The organism is Duganella sp. CF458 (assembly GCF_900113115.1).
GTDB lineage: Bacteria > Pseudomonadota > Gammaproteobacteria > Burkholderiales > Burkholderiaceae_D > Rugamonas.
In genome coordinates this window covers 79,614-101,175 of the sequence record NZ_FOOF01000017.1, presented here as the reverse complement: position 1 = coordinate 101,175, position 21,562 = coordinate 79,614, and the positions used below count along the sequence as shown (strand labels likewise).

The window sequence follows — 21,562 nt, the reverse complement described above, 5'->3', positions numbered from 1 at the left end:
GCCTTGTTAAGGAAGAGTCCGTGTCTCAAAACGGGTGTGACCCCAAGGTGGGACACGGGCTCGGCCGTATCGATGTTTACAGGATGCCTTTGCTGCGGAGGGTGGCGATGTCTTCTTCGCTGCGGCCGAGGACTTCGCGCAGCACTTCGTCGGTGTGCTGGCCAAGCAGGGGCGGGGCCATGTCGGTCTCGGCCGGGCTGGCGCTCAGGCGCATCGGGTTGCGCACCAGTTTTACTTTGCCGGCGGTTGGATGGTCGGTTTCGATCATCATGCCGCGTGCTTGCACTTGCGGGTTCTTGAATACATCATGCAGGTCGTTGATTGGGCCGCATGGTACGCCAACCGCTTCCAGTTGTTCGATCCACCAGTCGCGCGGCTGTGCCTTCACCATCTCAGCCAGGATCGGTACCAGCTCGTCGCGGTTCTTTACGCGCAAGGGATTGGTGGCGTAGCTTTCGTGGAAAGCCAGGTCGGCGCGGCCGCCGACTTCGACGAACTTCTGGTATTGGCCGTCGTTGCCGGTGGCGACGATGATGTAGCCGTCGGCGCAGGCGAAGGTCTGGTACGGCACGATATTGGCGTGCGCGTTGCCCCAACGCTTGGGCGCCTTGCCGCTATTCAGGTAGTTGGAACCCATATTGGCCAGCATCGCGACCTGCACGTCCAGTAGCGCCATGTCGATGTACTGCCCTTCGCCGGTGCGGTCGCGGTGGGTCAACGCCGCCAGGATGGCGATGGTGGAGTACATGCCTGTCATCAGGTCGGTCAGTGCGACGCCCGCTTTTTGCGGACCGCCACCTGGCAGGTCGTCACGCTCGCCTGTCACGGACATCAAGCCGCCCATGCCCTGGATCAGGAAGTCATAGCCGGCGCGGTGCGCATAGGGGCCGTCCTGGCCGAAGCCGGTCACGGAGCAGTACACCAGGTCTGGCTTGACTGCCTTCAGCGATTCATAGTCCAGGCCATACTTTTTCAACTGGCCGACCTTGTAATTTTCCAGTACCACGTCGGCGTGTTTCGCCAGTTCGCGGATCAGCGCCTGCCCCTCCGGCTTGGAGATGTCGCAGGTCACCGAGCGTTTGCCGCGGTTGGCGGACAGGTAGTAGGCAGCCTCCGTGGTGTCGGCGCCGGTGGCATCCTTGGCGTATGGCGGACCCCAGGCGCGCGTATCGTCGCCCGCGCCAGGACGTTCGATCTTGATCACGTCCGCGCCAAGGTCGGCGAGGTTCTGCGAGCACCATGGGCCGGCCAGCACGCGGCTCAAGTCCAGTACGCGAATGTGTCCAAGGGCCTTCGGAGTCATGTTGTCTTCTTCCTACTGTTTTCAGGGAGCGTTAGCTTAACGCATCCAACCGTGTTAGTGTCTTAATCCTATGTGGCCCTACCCAAAAATCGTTGCGCATCGCGGAGGCGGCACGCTGGCTCCGGAAAATACAATCGCCGGCCTGCGCGCCGGTTTGGCTTATGGTTTCCGCGCGGTGGAATTCGACGTCATGCTGTCGTCCGACGGCATCGGTGTAGTGATGCACGACCCGCATTTCGGCCGCACAGTGTATGGCGATGACTATGTGCCCAACTTCACGGCGGCGGAACTGGCGAAGATGGATGCGGGCCGGTGGTTCGGTCCTGAATTCCGCGGCGAGCCGGTGCCATTGTTCCTTGAATGGGTCGACTACTGCAAAGAGCACAAGATCTGGATGAATATCGAGATCAAGCCGGCCGAAGGCCACGATGAAGCGACCGGCCGCTGGGTGGCGCACACCGCGCGGGCCAGGTTTGCGGCGGAAGTGGCGGCGGGCGATGCGGCGCAAATGCCTTTGCTGTCGTCGTTCAGCATGCCTGCATTGGCGGCGGCACGCGATGCCGCGCCTGAATTACCACGAGCTTGTCTTTTCGATAAGATCCCGGCGGACTGGCTGGAAACGGCGCGTGAATTGGGCGCCGTGGCGATCCATACCAACCACAAATACCTTACGCCGGAGCAGGCGAAAGCGGTGAAGGCGGCTGGCCTCGGCCTGTTTTGCTATACCGTGAATTCCCTTGAGCGAGCGCGGGAGGTCTTCGCGCTGGGCGTGGACGGTTTCTGCACCGACCGCATCGACCTGATCGGCCCCGACTTCATATAGCGGCTTAGAGGCCGCCGCCCACCGCAACGGCGGGCTGTTCACGTATAATCAACCCTTTGCACCAGCCTGCAACCTACCTTTTACGACATGAAATCTGCTGAAATTCGCGAAAAGTTCCTGAAATTCTTCGAATCCAAGGGTCACACGATTGTCCGTTCCAGCCCGCTGGTGCCAGGCAACGACCCAACCCTGCTGTTGACGAACTCCGGCATGGTGCAGTTCAAGGATGTGTTCCTGGGCCAGGACGTGCGCCCGTATTCCCGTGCCACCACCGTGCAGCGCTGCGTGCGCGCAGGCGGCAAGCACAATGACCTGGAAAACGTCGGCTACACCGCGCGCCACCACACCTTCTTCGAAATGCTGGGCAATTTCAGCTTTGGCGATTACTTCAAGCGCGATGCGATTCAGTACGCATGGGAGCTGCTGACCAAAGTCTACGGCCTGCCGCCTGAAAAGCTGACCGTCACCGTCTACATCGAAGACGACGAAGCCTACGACATCTGGGCTAACGAAATCGGCGTGCCGAAAGAGCGCATCATCCGTATCGGCGACAACAAGGGCTCGCGCTACGCGTCGGACAATTTCTGGCAGATGGCCGACACCGGTCCTTGCGGTCCGTGCACCGAGATCTTCTACGACCACGGCGCCGACATCTGGGGCGGCCCTCCAGGCTCGGACCAGGAAGACGGCGACCGCTTCATCGAAATCTGGAACCTGGTGTTCATGCAGTTCAACCGCGACGAGGCGGGCGTGATGCACAAGCTGCCGAAGCCTTGCGTCGACACCGGCATGGGCATGGAGCGCCTGGCCGCTGTCCTGCAGCACGTGCACTCGAACTATGAGATCGATTCCTTCCAGGCCCTGATCAAGGCTGCTGCCCGCGAAACCGGCGCGACCGACCTGGAAAACAAATCGCTGCGCGTGATCGCGGACCACATCCGCGCTGCCGCCTTCATGATCGTCGACGGCATCATCCCTGGCCCTGAAGGCCACGGCTACGTCCTGCGCCGCATCGTCCGCCGTGCGCTGCGTCACGGCCACAAGCTGGGCCAGACCAAGGCCTTCTTCTACAAGCTGGTAGAAGACCTGAATATCGAAATGGGCGGTGCCTACCCTGAACTGGCTGAGGCCAAGAATCGCGTTGCGCAGGTGCTGAAGGCCGAGGAAGAGCGTTTCGGCGAGACCCTGGAAAATGGCATGAAGATCCTGGAAGCGCAGCTGGCCAAGGATCCGAAGAGCCTGGACGGCGCTACCGCTTTCACCCTGTACGACACCTACGGTTTCCCGCTGGACCTGACCGCCGACATCTGCCGCGAACGCGAAGTGATACTGGACGAAGCAGGCTTCAATGTGGCGATGGAAGAGCAGAAGCGCAAGGCGCGCGAGGGCGGCACGTTCAAGAATCGTGTGACCAAAGTTGACTACTCTGGCGAGAAGAACAAGTTCGTCGGCTACGACCAACTTCAGCACAATTCGAAAGTGATCGCACTGTACGCCAACGGCGCACCGGTGCAGGAACTGAAAGCAGGCGAGCAGGGCATCGTCGTCCTGGATACCACTCCGTTCTACGCTGAATCCGGCGGTCAGGTGGGCGACCAGGGCCTGATCCAGTCCGCTGGCGCCAAGTTTGAAGTGGAAGACACGCTGAAGATCCAGCCAGACGTGTTCGGCCACCACGGCGTTCTGGCATCCGGCTCGCTGAAGGTTGGCGACGCTGTCGGCGCGGAAGTGAACCAGCATGCGCGCGGCCGCACCATCCGCAACCACTCGGCCACCCACCTGATGCATAAAGCCCTGCGCGAAGTGCTGGGCTCCCACGTGGCGCAGAAAGGCTCGCTGGTCGATCCGGACAAGGCACGTTTCGACTTCTCCCACAATGCGCCGATGACCGCCGAGGAAATCGCCAAGGTGGAAGCCATCGTCAACGCCGAGATCCTGGCTAACGCTGCGACCCAGTCGCACAACATGTCCTTCGACGATGCTGTGAAGCATGGCGCGATGGCGTTGTTCGGCGAGAAGTACGGCGACGAGGTGCGCGTGATGGACATCGGTTCCTCCAAAGAGCTGTGCGGCGGCGTGCACGTGCACCGCACCGGCGATATCGGCCTGTTCAAGATCGTGTCGGAAGGCGGCGTTGCTGCCGGTGTCCGCCGCGTGGAAGCGGTGACCGGCGAAGGCGCGCTGGCGCTGGTGCAAGGCATGGCCCGCAAGCTGAACGAAGCTGCTGCCGCGCTGAAGTCCAATCCTGAAGAACTGACTGCCAAAATCAGCGCCGTGCAAGACCAGGTGAAGTCGCTGGAAAAAGAACTGGCGGCACTGAAGTCGAAGCTGGCTTCCGGCCAGGGCGATGAACTGGTCAACAAGGCAGTTGACGTCAAGGGCCTGAAAGTCCTGGCGGCGACCATGGAAGGCGCCGACGTCACCGCGCTGCGCGAAACCATGGACAAGCTGAAGGACAAGCTGAAGTCCGCCGCCATCGTGCTGGCTTCCGTCAACGACGGCAAGGTAAGCCTGATCGCTGGTGTGACCGCCGACTCGATCGGCAAGGTCAAGGCCGGTGAGCTGGTCAACTTCGTTGCACTGCAAGTGGGCGGCAAGGGCGGTGGCCGCCCCGACATGGCGCAGGCCGGCGGCACCAATCCGGACGCGCTGCCAAGTGCGCTCGGTGGCGTTGCAGCATGGGTGGAGTCGCGTATCTAAGAGCTGCTGACGGCCCGCGCTTGCTAGGGCGGGCCTTTCCGACATTGCAATGTCGTTGTGATTTTGCAACGCAACATTAACTATTTTGGTGCAGTGCGTCAGACGCGCAAAATTGGAGTAGTATGTTGGAACCAGTTGTACAGAAGCGAGATATTGATGAGCGAAACTCTTACTCTCGAGTCCGAGATCATGGAATTTCATAAGGACCTCGACGCGCGCGGCCTGAATTGCCCGCTGCCTATCCTCAAAGCCAAGAAAGCCTTGGCGGAATTGGAAAGCGGCCAGGTATTGCGTATCGTGGCTACCGATCCAGGGTCAGTGCGTGACTTCCAGGCCTTTGCCAAGCAGACTGGCAATGCACTCTTGTCGCACGTCCAGCAGGGCACTGAATTTACGTTTTTGATGCGCCGCAAGTAAAAACTGCGGTATGCTACCGGTTGCTGATTTTCGGCGCCGGATTGTACTTAAAAAACGCACGATCGTGCTTTTATTCGATAAGTGATATCGAATTCCAATATAATCTAGCCCACTAATTTTACTTATCTCTTTTTCAAAGGCACACCTATGAAAGTCCTGGTACCTGTCAAGCGCGTCGTCGACTTCAACGTGAAAGTGCGCGTCAAATCCGACGGCACTGGCGTAGATATCGCCAACGTCAAAATGTCGATGAACCCGTTCGACGAGATCGCACTGGAAGAAGCGACCCGCCTGAAAGAAGCTGGCAAAGTAACCGAAGTGGTTGCCGTGTCCGCCGGCGTGACGCAGTGCCAGGAAACCCTGCGCACCGGCATGGCGATCGGCGCCGACCGCGGCATCCTGATCGAAACCGGCGTTGAGCTGGAGCCGCTGGCGGTGGCCAAGCTGCTGAAGGCCGTTGCCGACAAAGAGCAACCGCAACTGATCATCCTGGGCAAGCAGGCCATCGACGACGACTCCAACCAGGTTGGCCAGATGCTGGCAGCGCTGCTGGGCTGGCCGCAAGCGACCTTCGCTTCGAAGGTTGAACTGGGCGACGGCAAAGTCACCGTGACCCGCGAAGTGGACGGCGGCCTGGAAACCCTGGCGCTGCAACTGCCTGCTATCGTGACCACCGACCTGCGCCTGAACGAACCGCGCTACGTGACCCTGCCTAACATCATGAAGGCGAAGAAGAAGCCGCTGGATACCGTCAAGCCGGAAGACCTGGGCGTCGACGTGACCCCACGCCTGAAAACCCTGAAAGTGGCCGAACCTGCCAAGCGTTCCGCTGGTATCAAAGTGCCTGACGTAGCGACCCTGGTGTCCAAGCTGCGCACCGAAGCTAAAGTCATCTAATTCACCGAATACTCTAGGAACTCAATCATGGTCGCACTCGTCATCGCAGAACACGACAACGCATCCCTGAAGGGCAGCACCCTCCACACCGTTACCGCCGCCGCCAAATGCGCAGGCGAAGTCCACGTACTGGTAGCTGGCGCGAACGCCGGCGCCGCCGCTGCCGCCGCCGCGAAAATCGCCGGCGTCACCAAAGTGCTGCATGCTGACGCAGCCCACTTCGCCGACGGCCTGGCCGAAAACGTCTCCGAGCAGATCCTGGCGATCGCCGGCGGTTATAGCCATATCCTGGCTCCTGCAACCGCTTACGGCAAGAACATCCTGCCGCGCGTAGCCGCCAAGCTGGACGTGGCCCAGATCTCCGAAATCACCAAGGTTGACGCGCCTGACACCTTCGAGCGCCCAATCTACGCCGGTAACGCGATCGCCTACGTGCAATCGTCGGACAAAGTCAAAGTCATCACCGTGCGTAGCACCGGCTTCGACGCTGCTGCTGCCGAAGGCGGTTCCGCTGCTGTCGAAACCGTGGCTGCCGCTGCCGATTTCGGCAAGTCCGCCTTCGTCGGCCGTGAAGTGGCCAAGTCGGACCGTCCAGAACTGACCGCTGCCAAGATCATCGTTTCCGGTGGCCGCGGCATGGGCTCCGCTGACGCCTTCAAGATCCTGGAACCGCTGGCCGACAAGCTGAACGCCGCCATGGGCGCATCGCGCGCTGCAGTGGATGCAGGTTTCGTGCCGAACGACTGGCAGGTTGGCCAGACCGGCAAGATCGTTGCTCCGTCCCTGTACATCGCCGTCGGTATCTCCGGCGCGATCCAGCACTTGGCCGGCATGAAGGATTCCAAGGTCATTGTGGCTGTGAACAAAGACCCTGAAGCTCCTATCTTCTCCGTTGCCGACTACGGCATCGTAGGCGACCTGTTCGAGGTTGTTCCTCAACTGGTCAAGGAACTGGGTTAATCAAATAAATGTCCTGAAAAAGGACTGAGTACCGGGGCCACGCAAGTGGCCCTTTTACTACCTTGGAGAGGTGTCATGAGCTATCAAGCCCCAATGAAAGACATGCTGTTCGTGATGAACGAACTGGCGAACCTGGCTGGCGTATCCGCGCTGCCGGGCTGTGAAGATGCAAACGCGGAAACCGCGGAAGCCGTACTGGAAGAAAACGCGAAGTTCGTGAGCGGCGTGATCGCCCCGCTGAACCACGCTGCGGACAAGGAGCCAAGCTCCTGGGCCGATGGCAAGGTCACCACCTCGAAAGGTTTCAAGGAAGCCTTCAAGCAGTTCGCCGAAGCCGGCTGGCAAGGCTTGCAGCACCCAACCGATTTCGGCGGCCAGGGCCTGCCGAAACTGATCGGCACCCCATGCGTGGAAATGCTGCACGGCGCGAACCTGTCGTTCGCGCTGGTGGCGCTGCTGTCCGACGGCGCGATCGAAGCGCTGCTGACTGCCGGCTCCGACGAGCAGAAGGCGACCTACCTGGAGCCGCTGGTGACCGGCAAGTGGACCGGCACCATGAACCTGACCGAGCCGCAAGCCGGCTCCGACCTGGCAGCCGTGCGCACCCGCGCCGTGCCGCAGGGCGATGGCACCTACAAAGTATTCGGCACCAAGATCTTCATCACCTACGGTGAGCATGACATGGCCGAGAACATCATCCACCTGGTGCTGGCGCGTACTCCCGATGCGCCTCCGGGCGTGAAGGGTATCTCGTTGTTCATCGTTCCCAAGTTCATGGTCAATGCCGACGGTTCGCTGGGCGGGCGCAACGATGCGCACTGCGTGTCGATCGAGCACAAGCTGGGTATCAAGGCTTCCCCGACCGCCGTGCTGCAATTCGGCGACAACGGCGGCGCCGTTGGCTACCTGGTGGGCGAGGAAAACCGCGGCCTGGAATACATGTTCATCATGATGAACGCAGCCCGTTTCGGCGTCGGCATGCAGGGCATTGGCCTGGCGGAGAACGCGTACCAGCAGGCAGTGACCTTCGCCAAGGACCGCGTGCAGTCGCGCGACCTGAACGGCTCCCCGGCCGGCGTGGCGATCATCAACCACCCGGACGTGCGCCGCATGCTGATGTCGATGCGCGCGCAGACCGAAGCGGCGCGCGCGCTGGCTTACGTGGCGGCCGGCATCCACGACGTGGCTCACCACCACGCCGACGCTGAAGTGCGCGCTGCCAACCAGGCTGTGTACGAGTACCTGGTGCCGATCGTGAAGGGCTGGTCGACCGAGATGTCCGAGAACGTCACCCGCGACGGCGTGCAAGTACACGGCGGCATGGGCTTCATCGAGGAAACCGGCGCGGCGCAGCACTACCGCGACGCCAAGATCCTGACCATCTACGAAGGCACCACCGCGATCCAGGCCAATGACCTGATCGGCCGCAAGACCGTGCGTGACGGCGGCGCGTTGGCCAAGTCGATCATTGCGCAAGTGCGCGCGACCGCCGAAGAACTGGCTGGAGTGAACAGCCCTGACTTCGCGGCGATCCGCAAGCACCTGGTGCAAGGCGCGGACGACCTGGAAGCCGTGGTGGACTACGTTGTCAACCACGCCAAGTCGGATATCAAGGGCGTGTTCTCGGGTTCCGTGCTGTACCTGAAACTGGCCGGTATCGTGTTTGGCGGCTGGCAGATGGGCCGTGCCGCGCTGATCGCGCAATCGAAGCTGTCGGCAGGCGAGGGCGATGCATCGTTCTATCACGCCAAGATCGTGACCGCGCGCTTCTTCGCGGACCACATCGTGTCCGGTTCCACCGGCATGCGTGCCGCCATCGTCGATGGCAGCGCAGGTGTGCTGGGCCTGAGCCTCGAGCAGTTCTAAGCTGTAGCAGGGCGGCCGTCGCGCCGCCCTTCGTGCGCAAGGAGCCACTCCTTGCGCGCCAATCCGCCGCCGTATCCAGTCAGCGATCCATCCTTGCCGATTATCCGATGGCAGGGAATGATGATTGCAATCCTGTTTGCTCCATTCGCTCCCGCCACGGCCCGCACTGAGTTGGGCGTTCCCAGGCGCGCCGCCAGGTCGGCGTAATGTGTCACTTCCCCGAACTTCATTGCACGCAGGGCGCTCCAGACGCTGCGCTGGAAATCGCTGCCCGGTGCATCGAGCGTCACGCTGAACTGCCGGCGTTTGCCTTCGAAGTATTCGGCGACCTGGACTTCCGCTTCACGCGTATGCGCGTTTTCTCCGGCCAGGATGCGGGCCTTGAACAGGCGCTGTAGATCACGGAACTCCGTTTCCAGCATGCGCCGGTCGGTGAACTCCAGCAGGCACACGCCGTTTTCGCTGGCGCAAACGAACATTGGGCCCAGCGGCGTCGCAAAGCGATGCAGCACCAGTTGCATGGCGCCCTGGCTCGGGGCGTTGCCGGTCATCTTCTTGTAGGTATAAGCAAAGCCGCTGAGCGATTCATAGCCGCTGTCGAGCGCCACATCGGTCGCGCTGCGGCCCTCTTTCAATTCCGTCATGGCGAGATTGATGCGCAACATCCGCTGGTAAGCCTGGAAGCTGAAACCGTGGTGTTTCTGGAACCAGCGCCGCACCAGTTCCGGGCTGATGCCCAGTTCGCGCAGCTCGGCATCCTGGATGCGCCGCTTGGGCTGCTCCCGCACCAGGGCTACGGCGCGGGCCACCTGCGGCGGCACGTCCGGTGCGTTTTCGGTCGGCCGGCACACCTTGCAGGGACGGAAGCCCAGCGCCAGCGGTTCCTTGATGTCGGAGAAGAAATCGACATTCTCCGCTTTTGGCTTGCGCGCACGGCAGGTTGGCAGGCAGAAGATGCCGGTGGTTTTGACCGCTGCATAAAAAGCGCCGACATGCTCGGGCGAGCGTGCCACCAGGGCTTGGTAGCAGCGCTCGATGTCGGAAGGATCAGTGAATTTCATCGTCGAACAGGGATGCGAAAGATTGCTGGTGGCGGATCGTTGCGAGCACGGCGCGAACCTGCCGCGCTGCCGCGTCGTGCACGAAGTTACCCATGCTGATGCGTCGTACACCCAGTTGCGCCAACGTGGCGAAATCAGGCAGGCCAGGCATGCACATCACGTTGACGGCGCATGCAATTGTACCCGCCACCTCGTGGATGTCGGCCGCTGCCGTGATGCCGGGCACGAACAGGCCGTCGGCGCCGGCCTCCAGGTAGGCTTGGCCACGCGCAATGGTTTCATCCAGCGCTGCGGAACGACCAAGCAGGAAAGTGTCGGTTCGGGCATTGAGGAACAGGTGCGGAAATGCCGGGCGCAGGGCGCGCAGGAGCTCGGCCAGATGCTCTGGAGGCAAAAGCTCACGGCGTCCGCCAACCACGCGGCTATCTTCAATATTGATGCCTGCCACACCCAATTCCGCCAGCCGCGCGACATTGGCATCGACAGCGTCGTTGCTGTCGCCATAGCCGGCCTCGATATCGACGCTTAGCGGCAGCGCGGTGCTGGCACGGATGCGGCGTACCATGAACAACAATTCGTCGAAGGGCATTTGCTCGCCGCCCTGGTAACCCAGCATGGCGGCAATTGCCGCGCTGGAAGTGCCTATTGCATGGTAGCCGGCTGCTTCGGCGGCTTGCGCGCTTGACGCATCCCAGGCATTGGCCAGCAGCAGCGGGGCGGGTGAAAAGAAGGGGGACATAAGATCGATTCCGGTTGCAGTGATGGCAGGAGCTTAACGAGGCTCCTGCCGCCACGGCAACCGAAAAACGGACGACTATATTTCGCCGGGGCGTTACAGGCCTTTCTTCGCCAGCTCGGCAATCTCGAAGTCGCCGTCATCCACCAGGCGCTCGCCGCCCGGCGCCAGTCCCAGGCCGAGGATGCGGCCCAGCGACAGCAGCATGCTTTGTCCCGCCACCTTGCGCACCGGATCCAGTTTGTAGACCGGATCGGCAAACGCCTCGGCCGGCGTGATGATCTTCCAGCCCATGCCCTCGATCTCGGCCAGCACATCGTCCAGCCACATTGCGTTGATCAGGTTATGGTGAACCAGCAGCACCTGCGCGATATCGCGCCCTTGCAGGGTTTGCGACAGTTCGCGGTACGCCAGCATGCGCTGCCGGATATGGGCAAGGTAGGCGGTGCGGATCGCGCTCACGTCTGCCTTCGGGTCCTTTGTCAGCACTTCCACCAGTTTCTCGTTAAGGCGCCAATCGCTGGTGTCGACACTGACATGACCATTGCGATAGCCATGCTCGCGCATGAACTTGCGCATGCCGTCGATCTTCTCCGGCGTGTTGCCTTCGCGCAGATAGGTGAAGCGCAGCCATTTCTGGTAGCCGGACAAAGTGCTGATCAGGCGGTCGCACTCCAATACCTGCCGCTGATACTCGGCCAGCGAGACTTTTTCCAGGTCCGGATGGCTCACGGTGTGGTTGGCGATGGCGTGGCCGCCATCACTCCATGCCTTCAGTAACGGAAACCCTTCCGGCGTGTTGGCGCCGAAGCCGGCTGTCACGAACAGGGCCGCCTGCACGCGGTGCCTGGCCAGTGCATTCAGGATGGCCTGGTTGCGTTCAACGGCAGACATGCGCGGCGTACTGCCGGCATTCGGCCCGTCATCCATGGTGATTGCAATCGATTGCGCCTGGGCGGCGCTGGCGGCGGCTAGCGCGGCTGCGGCGAGAAGGCGGCGCATCATGCGGCACCCAGGGCGTCAATGACCGCCTGGTAGACGCGGACTGGTTCTTCGGAGATGCGGTTCAATACGTACAAGAAGTACTCCTTTCCAAAAACTGCGTATTCGCGCGTGGCAAAGCCGCCATCGCGCAGGTCTGAGATGTTTTGTTCACCCAGGCCGATCAGCGATTCGAATTCGTAAGGGCCGGCAGCAATGCCTTCGGCGCGAATCATGGCCGCCAGCTCATCCTGGATCGAGCGGTCGTGCGTGGCGATCGAGCATTTGTGGCCGCTGCGCAGGAGTAATGCTGCGTAACGGCGATAGGCCGATGCCAGTTCGGGACTGTTGCGAGGATAGGCGATTTGCACCGGCTCGAACATGGCGCCCTTGACCAGGCGGATGCGGCCCGGATGGCGCAGCAGTGCCGGCAGGTCGTTGGCAGTACGGTGCAGCTTGGCCGGCACGGTGATGCCGACATTCGATAGCCCATCCTGATCGTGCAGCCGGCTGTAGATCTCGTAGATGCCGGACGTGCGGTCTGATGCCTCCATCGAGATCATGACTTCCTGGTCGATCTCGTTCGCTGCACGCGCGATGCGGCGTGCGTTGCGATAGCCCAGTTCCGGGTCAACCAGGGAGCCGACATGCGACAGGTCGAAAGAGATCGAGCAATCGAGGCGCTGCTCGCCGATGGCCTGCACCAGTTGCAGGAACACGCTGGTCTCCGCATTGGCGAAAGCCTCATCGCGCACGCTCTCGCCCATGTATTCGGCGGAAGCGCGGTGCCCGTTCCGGTTGATCATGGCGGCACGCACGATCGCATCGACCACCGTGCTGCCGGCAACATAGCGCTGCGATACGCGCTCCATGTAAGGGCGCAGCATCGGGTCATCCAGGAAGCGGGCCTTGGCGTCTTCGTTGACGGCCAGCTCGCGCAAGGCGCTGGCCGCGCGCTCGACCAGCGGCTGCCACTGGGGTGGAAAGTGTGGCGTGGTATTGTCTGTCACGATGTCTCCTTGCGCATTTGGAGTTGTATATTAACTAAAATTCCCATATGGAGCCGACCATGGATGCTTCAACCCTCATGCTGTTCGTGCCTGCCTGTTTTGCGCTGAACATGGCGCCGGGGCCGAACAACCTGCTCTCGGTCAGCAATGCCTCGCGCTATGGCTTTCGCCGCTCATGCCTGGCGGGCGCCGGACGCCTGGTGGCGTTTGCCGGGATGATCGCCCTGGCGTCGGCCGGGCTGGCGGCGGTGCTGCACACATCAGAGCTGCTGTTCTACGGGATCAAGACGGGCGGTGCGATCTACCTGTTCTACCTGGCGTGGCAGCTGTGGCGCGCGGCACCGGGCGGGCAGGTGGAAAGCGCTACGCCGGCGGCGGGCTGGTGGCAGTTGGCGCGACAGGAATTCTTTGTCGCGTCGGGCAACCCGAAAGCGATCCTGATCTTCACTGCCTTCCTGCCGCAGTTCGTTGATCCTGCAGGCCCGGTGGGGGCGCAGTTCTTCGTGCTCGGGGTATTGTTCCTGTTACTGGAAGTCGTGGCGCTGGCGGCTTACGCCTGGATGGGGGCGCGCATGCAGAAGTGGTTCGCGCAACCGCGCGGGAGGAGGGTATTCAATCGGAGTTGCGCCGGCCTGCTGGCCGGCGCGGGGATGGGGTTGCTGCTGTCGCGGAGGACTTAGATGCGGTTCAGGCCGCCGTGTTCGCGCTTGACGTGGTCGCCGTTACGCAGGTTTGGATCGTGCTTCAGTACGACGGTGCCGACCTTGCCGGTTTCGTACTTGACGGTCACGTGCCATTCCTTGACCTTGTTCATTTTGCCTTCGATCTTCTTGCCGGCGTAAGCGCCGCCTGCCACACCGGCGACGGTGGCCAGGGTTTTGCCGGTACCGCCGCCTACCTGGTTGCCCAGCAGGCCACCAGCGATACCACCGGCTACCATGCCCGCCGCGCCGCCTTCGCCATCTTTCTCGATGACTTTAACGGCAGTCACGGTGCCGCAATCCGCGCAGACACCGCGCTTCGGTTGCGCATGAGCGCCGGTAACCGTTACGGCCAGGATTGCTGGCAAGAGGAATTTAATTACTTTCATATGGGCTCTCCAAAAGCGGTTGTGATGCTAGTGAGTATAGGTCAATAGTTGCCGAATGGAATGCTAAATTGTGACAAGACGTTAGCCGTGGATCAGGCCGTGTCCCACCTTGGGGTCACACCCGAATCGGGACACGGCCTCAAGTGCATCAACAGTTGGGCTTGTGTCTCATTTCGGGTGTGACCCCACGGTGGGACACGAGCTTAGCCGTAGATGCCGCCTGTATACAGGAGGTCGAACAGGCGGGCGATGGCGGCGATCAGGCCGAAGGCGCCGACCATCAGGGTGGCGACCAGTACCATGGCCAGCGGCCAGCGCGAGTCGGATTGCCGGCCGGTGCCGGCATTGAAGGCGGCGTCCCATTTCTCATCGGGCATCAGGCCCAGCACCAGCGCTTCGAGGATGCCGATCAGGATCGACACAATCAGCGGCAGCAGCAGGAAGTAGGCATCGGCTTGCGGCCAGAGCGAAAACACGGCGGCGCAGCCGAGCAGGCTGGCCGCATGCAGCCAGCCCCATTTGTCGGCCTGGCCGCGCAGGTAGAAGCGGTGCAGGCCAACGCCGCCGGTGACCGTGGCAAGCAAAGTGGCGAAAGTTTTGTTCTTGTGTAAAACAGACATGATTGCTGCCGATAAGTCCGAAAAACCGGCAGTATCGCACAACAAAGCTGTTGCCGCCGAGGCCAGTTCGGGGGATAATCCCGGATTGTCCAATTCCCCACCAATTTGATTAATCTTGCCGGTTGGAGTTAAAGCGCGCTATAATTTGCGGCTTTTTCCGACTCAGCACACTTTTTTGGAATTATTATGGTCGTTATTCGTTTAGCTCGTGGTGGCGCCAAGAAGCGTCCTTTCTACAACATCGTTGCAACCGATTCCCGCAATCGTCGTGACGGCCGTTTCGTAGAACGTATCGGCTTCTTCAACCCAATGGCTACCGGCCAAGCAGAAACCTTCCGCGTTGCTGCTGACCGTCTGGCTTACTGGCAAGGCGTTGGCGCGCAGCTGTCCCCAGCTGTTGCCAAGCTGGTTGCTACCCAGAAAGCAGCTTAATTCAAGCTTTGAGCAGCAAGACCGCATCTGGGGTGCAAGCCCCGGCTGACCTGGTTCAGGTTGGCTTTGTTTTCGGTGCCTATGGCATCACTGGCGGGGTCCGTGTCCGGCCCTTCAACTCCGAAGCAGATGCGCTGCTGCATGCCACCACCTGGTGGCTCGACAAGCCAAGCCTGCGTGACGTCGAAGTCAAGCGGGCTAAGCTGCATGGTGGCGACGTCGTCACCACTATCGTCGGGATGACGGACCGGAACGAAGCAGAGGCGCTGAAAGGCGCTGGCGTTTTCGTGGCGCGTGCCGACTTCCCGCAGCTGCAAGAGGATGAATACTACTGGGGCGACTTGCTCGGCCTGGCAGTTGAGAATCAACAGGGCGAAAGCCTTGGAACAGTCGCGGACATGATGAGCAATGGGCCACAATCCATCCTGCGCGTCGAGTACCAGGCTGATGGCAAGGCGCAAGAGCGCCTGATCCCATTTGTAAGCCAGTTTGTTATCAAGGTGGACAAGGACGCGAAGCTGATCATCGTGGACTGGGGCCTGGATTACTAATCCGGAACCGCACCATGCAATTCGACGTCATTAGCCTGTTCCCTGAGATGTTCGCTGCCTTGACGCAGTCCGGCGTAACCCGCCGTGCGTTCGAGCAGAAGCGCTGGGGCCTGTCGTTGTGGAATCCACGCGATTTCACCACCGACAATCACCGCACCGTGGATGACCGCCCTTATGGCGGCGGCCCGGGGATGGTGATGCTGGCCAAGCCGCTGGAGCAGACCATCGCGGCCGCCAAGCAGCGCCAGGTGGTTTCCGGCCTGCCGGCGCCGCGCGTGGTGTACATGTCGCCGCAGGGCAAGCAGCTGGCGCATGAACGCGTGATGCAGTTGAAGCAGGAACCCGGCCTCGTGATCCTGTGCGGCCGGTACGAGGCGGTGGACCAGCGTTTGCTGGACCGTTGCATCGACGAAGAAATCAGCCTTGGCGATTTCGTGCTGTCGGGCGGCGAACTGCCTGCCATGGCCCTGATGGATGCCGTGGTGCGCCAGCTGCCAGGCGTGTTGAATACCGATGCTTCCGCAGTCGAAGACAGTTTCGTCAACGGCTTGCTGGATTCGCCGCACTATACGCGGCCGGAGATTTACGAAGGCGAGGCCGTGCCCCCGGTGCTTTTGGGCGGCAACCACGCCGAGATCGAGAAGTGGCGCCGTGAGCGCATGCTGGAAGCGACGGCGCGCAAGCGGCCCGACCTGCTGGCAAAGGCCCGCGAAGCCGGCCTGCTCTCGAAGAAGGACGAAAAGTTTTTGGCGGGTTTGTAAACCCGTTGCAGTACCGTGGCAGGCATGTTGCCTGCCGTGTTTCAACCCCATCCTCTACCGGGCATCTTTTTGGCGCCGGCAAGATGGTAATAGGAGTTTTAAAATGAACCTGATCCAGCAACTGGAACAAGAAGAAATCGCTCGCCTGGGCAAGAACATCCCTGAGTTCGCCCCTGGCGACACCGTGATCGTCAACGTCAACGTAGTCGAAGGCACCCGCAAGCGCGCCCAGGCTTACGAAGGCGTCGTTATCGCCCGTCGCAACCGTGGCCTGAACTCGAACTTCATCGTTCGTAAGATCTCGTCCGGCGAAGGCGTTGAGCGTACCTTCCAGCTGTACTCCCCACTGATCGCTTCGATCGAAGTGAAGCGTCGTGGTGACGTTCGCCGCGCCAAGCTGTACTACCTGCGCGAGCGTTCGGGCAAATCCGCACGTATCAAGGAAAAACTGCCAAACCGCAAAGTTGCGGCAACCGCAGCGTAATCCATACCCCGGTATCGGATTCGAAAAGGACGCCTTCGGGCGTCCTTTTTTTTCAGCTTGGTACAATGCCGCCTATGGCCAAAACACCTTTCGACCCGACCCAGTTGCCGATTGAAGCGATTGCCGGCGAAGCCGCCGTGCTGCTGGAGCATCTTGCGCCGGACTGGCTGCGCCAGCGCTTTGCCGCCCCGCCCGAATGGACCCCCGAACCGTCCGAGTCTGCGCTTGGCGTGCATCGCGGAGAACCCACACCGGCTGCGGTGCTGGTGCCCCTGGTGCTGCGCGAGGATGGCCTGTACCTGCTGCTGACGATGCGCACCGCGCACTTGAACGACCACGCGGGGCAGGTGGCGTTCCCCGGCGGCCGCGCAGAGCCGACCGATGCCGATGCGATCGACACCGCCTTGCGCGAAACGGAGGAGGAGATCGGCCTGGATCGCCGCCATATCGACGTGATCGGCACCCTGCCTTTGTATTACACCGGCACCGGCTATGCCGTGACGCCGGTGGTCGGCCTGGTAACGCCGCCGTTCGACATGAAGGCCGACCCGTTCGAGGTGGCGGAGATCTTCGAGGTGCCGTTCCAGTTCCTGATGGATGGCGCCAACCACCAGCGCCTGGCGGCTGAACTGCCGAGCGGGCGCCGCACTTTTTACGCAATGCCATACCAGAACTATTTTATCTGGGGCGCAACGGCCGGCATGCTGCGCAACCTGTTTCATTTCTTGCGCGCATAAGCTATCGTAGCGGGCATTGTGGTACTGCTAATCAAAGGATTTAGATGACTTTTCTCTCCATTCTCGTGGCCTTGCTGTTTGAGCAACTGAAGCCCCTGCGAGCGGACAACCCGATCTGGGCGGAATTCAAGCGCCTGGCCGTGCGCATGGAGCAGTGGTTCAATGCCGGGCATGCGAGCCACGGCCGCATAGGCTGGTTCCTGCTGATGGGGGCACTGACGCTGCCGGCCGGCCTGGTCTACTGGCTGCTGTTGCGCTACAACCTGGTGCTGGCGGCCTTTGCCTGGAACGTGCTGATCGTCTACCTGACACTGGGCTTCCGCCACTACAGCCATTACTTCACCTCGATCCAGCTGGCGCTGAGCGCGGGCGATGAAAGCCAGGCCCGTGCGCTGCTGGCAGAGTGGTGCAAGATCGATACCGTGGGCATGGAAGTGAGCGAGATTTCGCGCATTGCCGTGGAGAAGGCGCTGGTCACCACCCACCGCAATGTATTCGGCGTGTTCTTCTGGTTCCTGATGCCGCTCGGCCCGTGCGGCGCGATCCTGTACCGCGTGTCCGAATACCTGGCCCGTGCCTGGAATGAGCCTGAGCATATGCGCCAGGAAGCGTTCGGCATTTTTGCCGCCAAGGCTTTCTACTGGATCGACTGGATTCCGGCGCGCCTGACTGCCGTGGCCTTCGCGGTGGTCGGCAATTTCGAAGATGCGATCTATGCCTGGCGTAATTTCGCCCATCGCTGGAAGGACGAGGCGATCGGCATCATCCTGTCGGCCGGCGGCGGCGCCATGGGGGTGCGCCTGGGGACGCCGAACGAAAACGCGGCCAAGATCATTCCATCCGATGCGGCGACGGTCGACATCAGCGACATGGAAGTGGACCAGTTGCCGGGCGATGAGCCGGGTGCGCGCGCCCTGCAAAGCACGGTCGGCCTGGTATGGCGCGCGCTGCTGCTGTGGATGATGTTGCTGCTGTTGCTGTCCGGAGCGGTGTGGCTCGGCTAAAATGACCTGAACCCGGAGCCCCGTTCAAGTCTTCTATAAGATATAATACTGGGGTTCCTCACAGCAACTGGGTTTCAGGTATATGGCCAGCGAGTTCTTCATTCTTGGGCTTACCACCGACGGCAAACAATTCCGTCCAAGCGACTGGGCGGAACGACTGGCCGGTGTACTGGCGTGCTTCCGCCCGGAAGGCTCCGGCGGCCGCCATGCCCACCTGCAGTTCTCGCCTTACGTCACCCCGACCGTCGTCAATGGCATCAAAGCGGTCGTCGTCAACGAAGGCCTGCGCGAAATCCAGCCGATGGCTTATAACTTCGTTAAAGAGTTCGCCAAAGACAATAAGTTGCAGGTCGTCGAGGCTTGCCTGCTACCTGACGAAAAGTCCTAAGTGGTAGGATAGGGTTTTGCCAACATGAGCAGAACCCCATGCAAATCCGATATGTCGCAGCGCTGCTGCTGACCGCTTCTTCCGCTCTTGCCCAGACCTTGCCCGCCGGCGTTGCCAAGGGTCCTTCCGTCGAAGGCATCACCGAATACCGCCTGCCCAACGGGCTCAAAGTCCTGCTGTTCCCGGATGCGTCGAAGCCGACGGTGACCGTCAATGTCACCTACCTGGTCGGCTCACGCCATGAAAACTATGGCGAGACGGGCATGGCGCACTTGCTGGAGCATTTGATGTTCAAGGGCGCGCCAAAGCACCGCAATATTCCGCAGCAGTTCTCCGAGCGCGGCATGGAGTTCAACGGCACCACGTCGCTGGACCGCACCAACTACTACGAAGTTTTCCAGGCCAGTCCGGAAAACCTGAAGTGGGCGCTGGACATGGAAGCCGAGCGCATGACCAGGTCCTTCATCGCGAAGAAAGACCTGGATTCGGAAATGACCGTGGTGCGCAACGAGTACGAGAGCGGCGAGAACAGTCCGTTCGAAGTGCTGTACAAGCGCCTGGAAAGCGTCGCCTACGACTGGCACAGCTACGGCCGTTCCACCATCGGCAACCGCAGCGATATCGAGAACGTCAGGATCGAGAACCTGCAGGCTTTCTACCGCACCTACTACCAGCCGGACAACGCGGTACTGCTGGTGGCTGGCAAGTTCGATGCTTCGCAGACGCTGGCCTGGATCAGCAAGACCTTCGGCGCGATTCCAAAACCGAAGCGCAAGCTGCCGCAGTTCTGGACCGTGGAGCCGACGCAGGACGGCGAGCGCCAGTATGCGGTGCATCGCAAGGGCGACGTGCAGATCGTCCTGGTGGGCTACAAGATTCCATCGGGCCTGCATCACGATGCCGATCCGCTGGCCTTCATGGGACAGGTGCTGGGCGATACGCCAAACGGCCGCCTGCATAAGCAGCTGGTGGAAAGCGGCAAGGCGGCCCAGGTGTTCGCCATGAGCCAGCCCGGCTTCGCCCCAAGCCTGCAAGTATTCGGCGCGGTGGTGAAGATGGGCCAGCCGATCGCGCCGGTGCGCGATGAACTGATCGCGGCGGTGGAGGGCTTTGCCAAGGCGCCGCCGAGCGAAGAGGAAATGGAGCGCACCCGCCGCGAGTACAGCAACGCGATCGAGAAGGCGCTGAACAATCCGCAGCAGGTAGGCGTGGCATTGAGCGAGCATATCGCGCTGGGCGATTGGCGACTGCTGTTCCAGGGACGCGACGGGCTCGCTGCGATCACCTCCGCACAGGTTGCGGAAGCGGCGGGGCGTTACATGAAGCGCGACAACCGCACGGTCGGTATTTTCGTGCCGGACGATACGCCGCAACGGGCGGAGATCGGCGCCTCGCCGACGGCGGCCGAACTGCTGAAGGATTACCAGGGCAAGGCCAGCGCACTGACTTCCGAGAACTTCGACCCGAGCCAGGACAACATCATGGCGCGCACGGAGCTCAAGGAAATCGGCGGCCTGAAACTGGCGCTGCTGCCGAAGAAGAATCGCGGCGAGACCGTGGCAGTCGATATGCGCCTGCACTGGGGCGATGAAAAGAACCAATTCGGCAAGCAGATACTGTCGGCGGCGGCGGACCAGATGCTGGCGCGCGGCACCGGCAAGTATTCGCGCGCGCAGCTGGCCGATGCGATGTCGAAGCTGAAGATGACCGGCAGCCTGTATCACTTCGAGACGACGCGCGAGCACCTGTCCGATGCGCTGCGCCTGGTGATGCACGTGTTGAAGGATGCTTCTTTCCCGGAGACGGAATTCGAGCAGATGCGCCAGCAATGGCTCGTTGCCATCGAAGCTTCCCGCAACGACCCGCAGGCCATGGCCGGCCGTTCGCTGGCCGAGTACTTCGATCATTGGCCGAAGGGCGATCCGCGCAGCGTGATGACGCTCGATGAACAGATCGAGGCGGTCAAGTCGATGAAGCTGGCGGACGTGAAAGCCTACCACGCCGAGTTCTACGGCACTTCGCGCGGCGAGCTGTCGGTGGTGGGTGATTTCGACAAGGCGCAACTGCTCCAAGTGGTGGGCCAGGAGCTGGCCGGCTGGCAAAGCAAGGCCGCTTATGCGCCGATCCTGGACAAACACGTCGACAAGGCCGCGACCCGCATCACGCTGGATGCGCCGGACAAGGAGAACGGCATGTTTGCGGCGCGCATCAATATCCCGCTGCGCACGGACGATGCGGACTACCCGGCCCTGGAGTTGGCGAACTACATCTTCGGCAACGGAGGCCTGAAATCGCGCCTGATGGACCGGATCCGCCAGAAGGAAGGCTTGTCTTATGGCGGCGGCTCCTCGCTCGATGCGGGTGACCGTGACGATGCGGGCGGCTTCACGGTTGAAGCCATTGCCGCCCCGCAGAACATGGTCAAGCTGGAAGCTGCAATCCGCCAGGAACTGCAGCGTGCGGTGAAGAGCGGCTTTACCGCCGCCGAAGTGGCGGGCGCCAAGTCCGGACTGATGCAGCAACGCGTGCAGAACCGCTCGAAGGACGACGTGGTGGCAGGCGCCTGGTCGCACTTCCGCTACCTGGACCGCACCTTCGCTTGGAGCAAGGAGTATGAAGCGAAGCTGAAGGCCTTGACCGCGGAACAGGTGAGCGCAGCCTTCCGCAAGCATATCGATCCTGCCAAGCTGTCCGTGGTGATCGCCAGCGACGCCGCCAAGGCCAAGCGCTAAGGGGAAAGC

General features: G+C 61.5%; 22 protein-coding genes. 15 read left to right on the top strand and 7 right to left on the bottom strand.

The window, feature by feature from the left end; genetic code table 11:
* Positions 1-76 precede the first annotated feature (76 nt).
* On the bottom strand, positions 77-1,303 hold the full coding sequence (locus BM269_RS23560) for a CaiB/BaiF CoA transferase family protein (RefSeq protein ID WP_090443031.1): 1,227 nt from the start codon (positions 1,301-1,303) through the stop codon (positions 77-79).
* A gap of 70 nt (positions 1,304-1,373) precedes the next feature.
* On the opposite strand from BM269_RS23560, the gene ugpQ reads away from it, so the two are divergent.
* From ugpQ to BM269_RS23530, 6 genes are all read left to right on the top strand, one after another.
* The gene (gene ugpQ, locus BM269_RS23555) at positions 1,374-2,126 is read left to right on the top strand and encodes a glycerophosphodiester phosphodiesterase (protein WP_090443029.1); all 753 of its coding nucleotides are present in this window, start codon (positions 1,374-1,376) and stop codon (positions 2,124-2,126) included.
* An 87-nt stretch (positions 2,127-2,213) separates the two neighbouring features.
* The gene (gene alaS / locus BM269_RS23550; protein WP_090443026.1) at positions 2,214-4,826 is read left to right on the top strand and encodes an alanine--tRNA ligase; all 2,613 of its coding nucleotides are present in this window, start codon (positions 2,214-2,216) and stop codon (positions 4,824-4,826) included.
* A gap of 189 nt (positions 4,827-5,015) precedes the next feature.
* A complete protein-coding gene (locus BM269_RS23545; protein WP_090443023.1) occupies positions 5,016-5,243 on the top strand; it encodes a sulfurtransferase TusA family protein in 228 nt (75 codons plus the stop codon).
* Positions 5,244-5,390: 147 nt separating this feature from the next.
* Positions 5,391-6,140, top strand: a complete 750-nt coding sequence (locus BM269_RS23540) for an electron transfer flavoprotein subunit beta/FixA family protein (protein WP_057261578.1) — start codon at positions 5,391-5,393, stop codon at positions 6,138-6,140.
* Positions 6,141-6,167: 27 nt separating this feature from the next.
* Complete coding sequence (locus BM269_RS23535; protein WP_090443021.1) at positions 6,168-7,100, top strand: electron transfer flavoprotein subunit alpha/FixB family protein; 933 nt, start codon at positions 6,168-6,170, stop codon at positions 7,098-7,100.
* Positions 7,101-7,175: 75 nt separating this feature from the next.
* Positions 7,176-8,966, top strand: coding sequence for an acyl-CoA dehydrogenase (locus BM269_RS23530; protein ID WP_090443018.1), 1,791 nt, complete (start codon positions 7,176-7,178; stop codon positions 8,964-8,966).
* Here the strand turns inward: BM269_RS23530 and BM269_RS23525 are convergent.
* From BM269_RS23525 to BM269_RS23510, 4 genes are all read right to left on the bottom strand, one after another.
* Positions 8,963-10,027: a bifunctional transcriptional activator/DNA repair enzyme AdaA gene (locus tag BM269_RS23525; RefSeq protein ID WP_090443015.1), complete on the bottom strand. Its 1,065-nt coding sequence runs from the start codon at positions 10,025-10,027 to the stop codon at positions 8,963-8,965. The two genes, BM269_RS23530 and BM269_RS23525, sit on opposite strands and share 4 nt — an antisense overlap.
* Positions 10,014-10,766 (bottom strand): isocitrate lyase/PEP mutase family protein, encoded by a 753-nt coding sequence (locus BM269_RS23520; protein WP_090443013.1) that lies wholly within the window; start codon positions 10,764-10,766, stop codon positions 10,014-10,016. Before BM269_RS23520 ends, BM269_RS23525 begins: the two co-directional genes overlap by 14 nt.
* Positions 10,767-10,859: 93 nt before the next feature.
* Positions 10,860-11,768, bottom strand: a complete 909-nt coding sequence (locus tag BM269_RS23515; protein WP_229204774.1) for a polysaccharide deacetylase family protein — start codon at positions 11,766-11,768, stop codon at positions 10,860-10,862.
* Positions 11,765-12,754 carry a proline dehydrogenase family protein gene (locus tag BM269_RS23510; RefSeq protein ID WP_170860464.1) on the bottom strand — a complete coding sequence of 330 codons (990 nt, stop codon included), beginning with the start codon at positions 12,752-12,754 and terminating at the stop codon, positions 11,765-11,767. Before BM269_RS23510 ends, BM269_RS23515 begins: the two co-directional genes overlap by 4 nt.
* A gap of 59 nt (positions 12,755-12,813) precedes the next feature.
* Between BM269_RS23510 and BM269_RS23505 the strand changes: the two genes are divergently transcribed.
* A complete protein-coding gene (locus BM269_RS23505) occupies positions 12,814-13,434 on the top strand; it encodes a LysE family translocator (protein ID WP_090443184.1) in 621 nt (206 codons plus the stop codon).
* On the opposite strand, the gene BM269_RS23500 is transcribed toward BM269_RS23505, so the two are convergent.
* Complete coding sequence (locus BM269_RS23500) at positions 13,431-13,844, bottom strand: glycine zipper 2TM domain-containing protein (protein ID WP_090443010.1); 414 nt, start codon at positions 13,842-13,844, stop codon at positions 13,431-13,433. The two genes, BM269_RS23505 and BM269_RS23500, sit on opposite strands and share 4 nt — an antisense overlap.
* Positions 13,845-14,047: 203 nt before the next feature.
* Positions 14,048-14,464 (bottom strand): NINE protein, encoded by a 417-nt coding sequence (locus BM269_RS23495; protein ID WP_090443181.1) that lies wholly within the window; start codon positions 14,462-14,464, stop codon positions 14,048-14,050.
* Positions 14,465-14,650: 186 nt separating this feature from the next.
* On the opposite strand from BM269_RS23495, the gene rpsP reads away from it, so the two are divergent.
* The 8 genes from rpsP (at position 14,651) to BM269_RS23455 (ending at position 21,553) form a co-directional block, all read left to right on the top strand.
* Entirely contained in the window at positions 14,651-14,896 is a 246-nt protein-coding gene (gene rpsP / locus BM269_RS23490) for a 30S ribosomal protein S16 (protein WP_055936763.1), read from the top strand.
* Between the two features lie 8 nt (positions 14,897-14,904).
* On the top strand, positions 14,905-15,447 hold the full coding sequence (rimM, locus tag BM269_RS23485; protein ID WP_090443007.1) for a ribosome maturation factor RimM: 543 nt from the start codon (positions 14,905-14,907) through the stop codon (positions 15,445-15,447).
* 14 nt (positions 15,448-15,461) lie between these two features.
* Positions 15,462-16,208, top strand: coding sequence for a tRNA (guanosine(37)-N1)-methyltransferase TrmD (trmD, locus tag BM269_RS23480; protein ID WP_090443004.1), 747 nt, complete (start codon positions 15,462-15,464; stop codon positions 16,206-16,208).
* 103 nt (positions 16,209-16,311) lie between these two features.
* Positions 16,312-16,692, top strand: a complete 381-nt coding sequence (gene rplS, locus BM269_RS23475) for a 50S ribosomal protein L19 (protein ID WP_090443000.1) — start codon at positions 16,312-16,314, stop codon at positions 16,690-16,692.
* Positions 16,693-16,766: 74 nt separating this feature from the next.
* Positions 16,767-17,429 (top strand): CoA pyrophosphatase, encoded by a 663-nt coding sequence (locus BM269_RS23470; protein WP_090442997.1) that lies wholly within the window; start codon positions 16,767-16,769, stop codon positions 17,427-17,429.
* A 44-nt stretch (positions 17,430-17,473) separates the two neighbouring features.
* The gene (locus BM269_RS23465) at positions 17,474-18,433 is read left to right on the top strand and encodes a CobD/CbiB family protein (RefSeq protein ID WP_090442994.1); all 960 of its coding nucleotides are present in this window, start codon (positions 17,474-17,476) and stop codon (positions 18,431-18,433) included.
* Positions 18,434-18,515: 82 nt separating this feature from the next.
* Positions 18,516-18,821 carry a DUF3579 domain-containing protein gene (locus BM269_RS23460; RefSeq protein WP_090442991.1) on the top strand — a complete coding sequence of 102 codons (306 nt, stop codon included), beginning with the start codon at positions 18,516-18,518 and terminating at the stop codon, positions 18,819-18,821.
* 38 nt (positions 18,822-18,859) lie between these two features.
* Positions 18,860-21,553, top strand: coding sequence for a M16 family metallopeptidase (locus BM269_RS23455; RefSeq protein WP_090442988.1), 2,694 nt, complete (start codon positions 18,860-18,862; stop codon positions 21,551-21,553).
* Positions 21,554-21,562: the final 9 nt, after the last annotated feature.

Bases quoted from the DNA above. Each gene is read 5' to 3' on its own strand.
- BM269_RS23560 (WP_090443031.1), bottom strand. From the start codon at position 1,303: ATGACTCCGAAGGCCCTTGGACACATTCGCGTACTGGACTTGAGCCGC.
- ugpQ (WP_090443029.1), top strand. From the start codon at position 1,374: ATGTGGCCCTACCCAAAAATCGTTGCGCATCGCGGAGGCGGCACGCTG.
- alaS (WP_090443026.1), top strand. From the start codon at position 2,214: ATGAAATCTGCTGAAATTCGCGAAAAGTTCCTGAAATTCTTCGAATCC.
- BM269_RS23545 (WP_090443023.1), top strand. From the start codon at position 5,016: ATGGAATTTCATAAGGACCTCGACGCGCGCGGCCTGAATTGCCCGCTG.
- BM269_RS23540 (WP_057261578.1), top strand. From the start codon at position 5,391: ATGAAAGTCCTGGTACCTGTCAAGCGCGTCGTCGACTTCAACGTGAAA.
- BM269_RS23535 (WP_090443021.1), top strand. From the start codon at position 6,168: ATGGTCGCACTCGTCATCGCAGAACACGACAACGCATCCCTGAAGGGC.
- BM269_RS23530 (WP_090443018.1), top strand. From the start codon at position 7,176: ATGAGCTATCAAGCCCCAATGAAAGACATGCTGTTCGTGATGAACGAA.
- BM269_RS23525 (WP_090443015.1), bottom strand. From the start codon at position 10,027: ATGAAATTCACTGATCCTTCCGACATCGAGCGCTGCTACCAAGCCCTG.
- BM269_RS23520 (WP_090443013.1), bottom strand. From the start codon at position 10,766: ATGTCCCCCTTCTTTTCACCCGCCCCGCTGCTGCTGGCCAATGCCTGG.
- BM269_RS23515 (WP_229204774.1), bottom strand. From the start codon at position 11,768: ATGATGCGCCGCCTTCTCGCCGCAGCCGCGCTAGCCGCCGCCAGCGCC.
- BM269_RS23505 (WP_090443184.1), top strand. From the start codon at position 12,814: ATGGATGCTTCAACCCTCATGCTGTTCGTGCCTGCCTGTTTTGCGCTG.
- BM269_RS23500 (WP_090443010.1), bottom strand. From the start codon at position 13,844: ATGAAAGTAATTAAATTCCTCTTGCCAGCAATCCTGGCCGTAACGGTT.
- BM269_RS23495 (WP_090443181.1), bottom strand. From the start codon at position 14,464: ATGTCTGTTTTACACAAGAACAAAACTTTCGCCACTTTGCTTGCCACG.
- rpsP (WP_055936763.1), top strand. From the start codon at position 14,651: ATGGTCGTTATTCGTTTAGCTCGTGGTGGCGCCAAGAAGCGTCCTTTC.
- trmD (WP_090443004.1), top strand. From the start codon at position 15,462: ATGCAATTCGACGTCATTAGCCTGTTCCCTGAGATGTTCGCTGCCTTG.
- rplS (WP_090443000.1), top strand. From the start codon at position 16,312: ATGAACCTGATCCAGCAACTGGAACAAGAAGAAATCGCTCGCCTGGGC.
- BM269_RS23470 (WP_090442997.1), top strand. From the start codon at position 16,767: ATGGCCAAAACACCTTTCGACCCGACCCAGTTGCCGATTGAAGCGATT.
- BM269_RS23465 (WP_090442994.1), top strand. From the start codon at position 17,474: ATGACTTTTCTCTCCATTCTCGTGGCCTTGCTGTTTGAGCAACTGAAG.
- BM269_RS23460 (WP_090442991.1), top strand. From the start codon at position 18,516: ATGGCCAGCGAGTTCTTCATTCTTGGGCTTACCACCGACGGCAAACAA.
- BM269_RS23455 (WP_090442988.1), top strand. From the start codon at position 18,860: ATGCAAATCCGATATGTCGCAGCGCTGCTGCTGACCGCTTCTTCCGCT.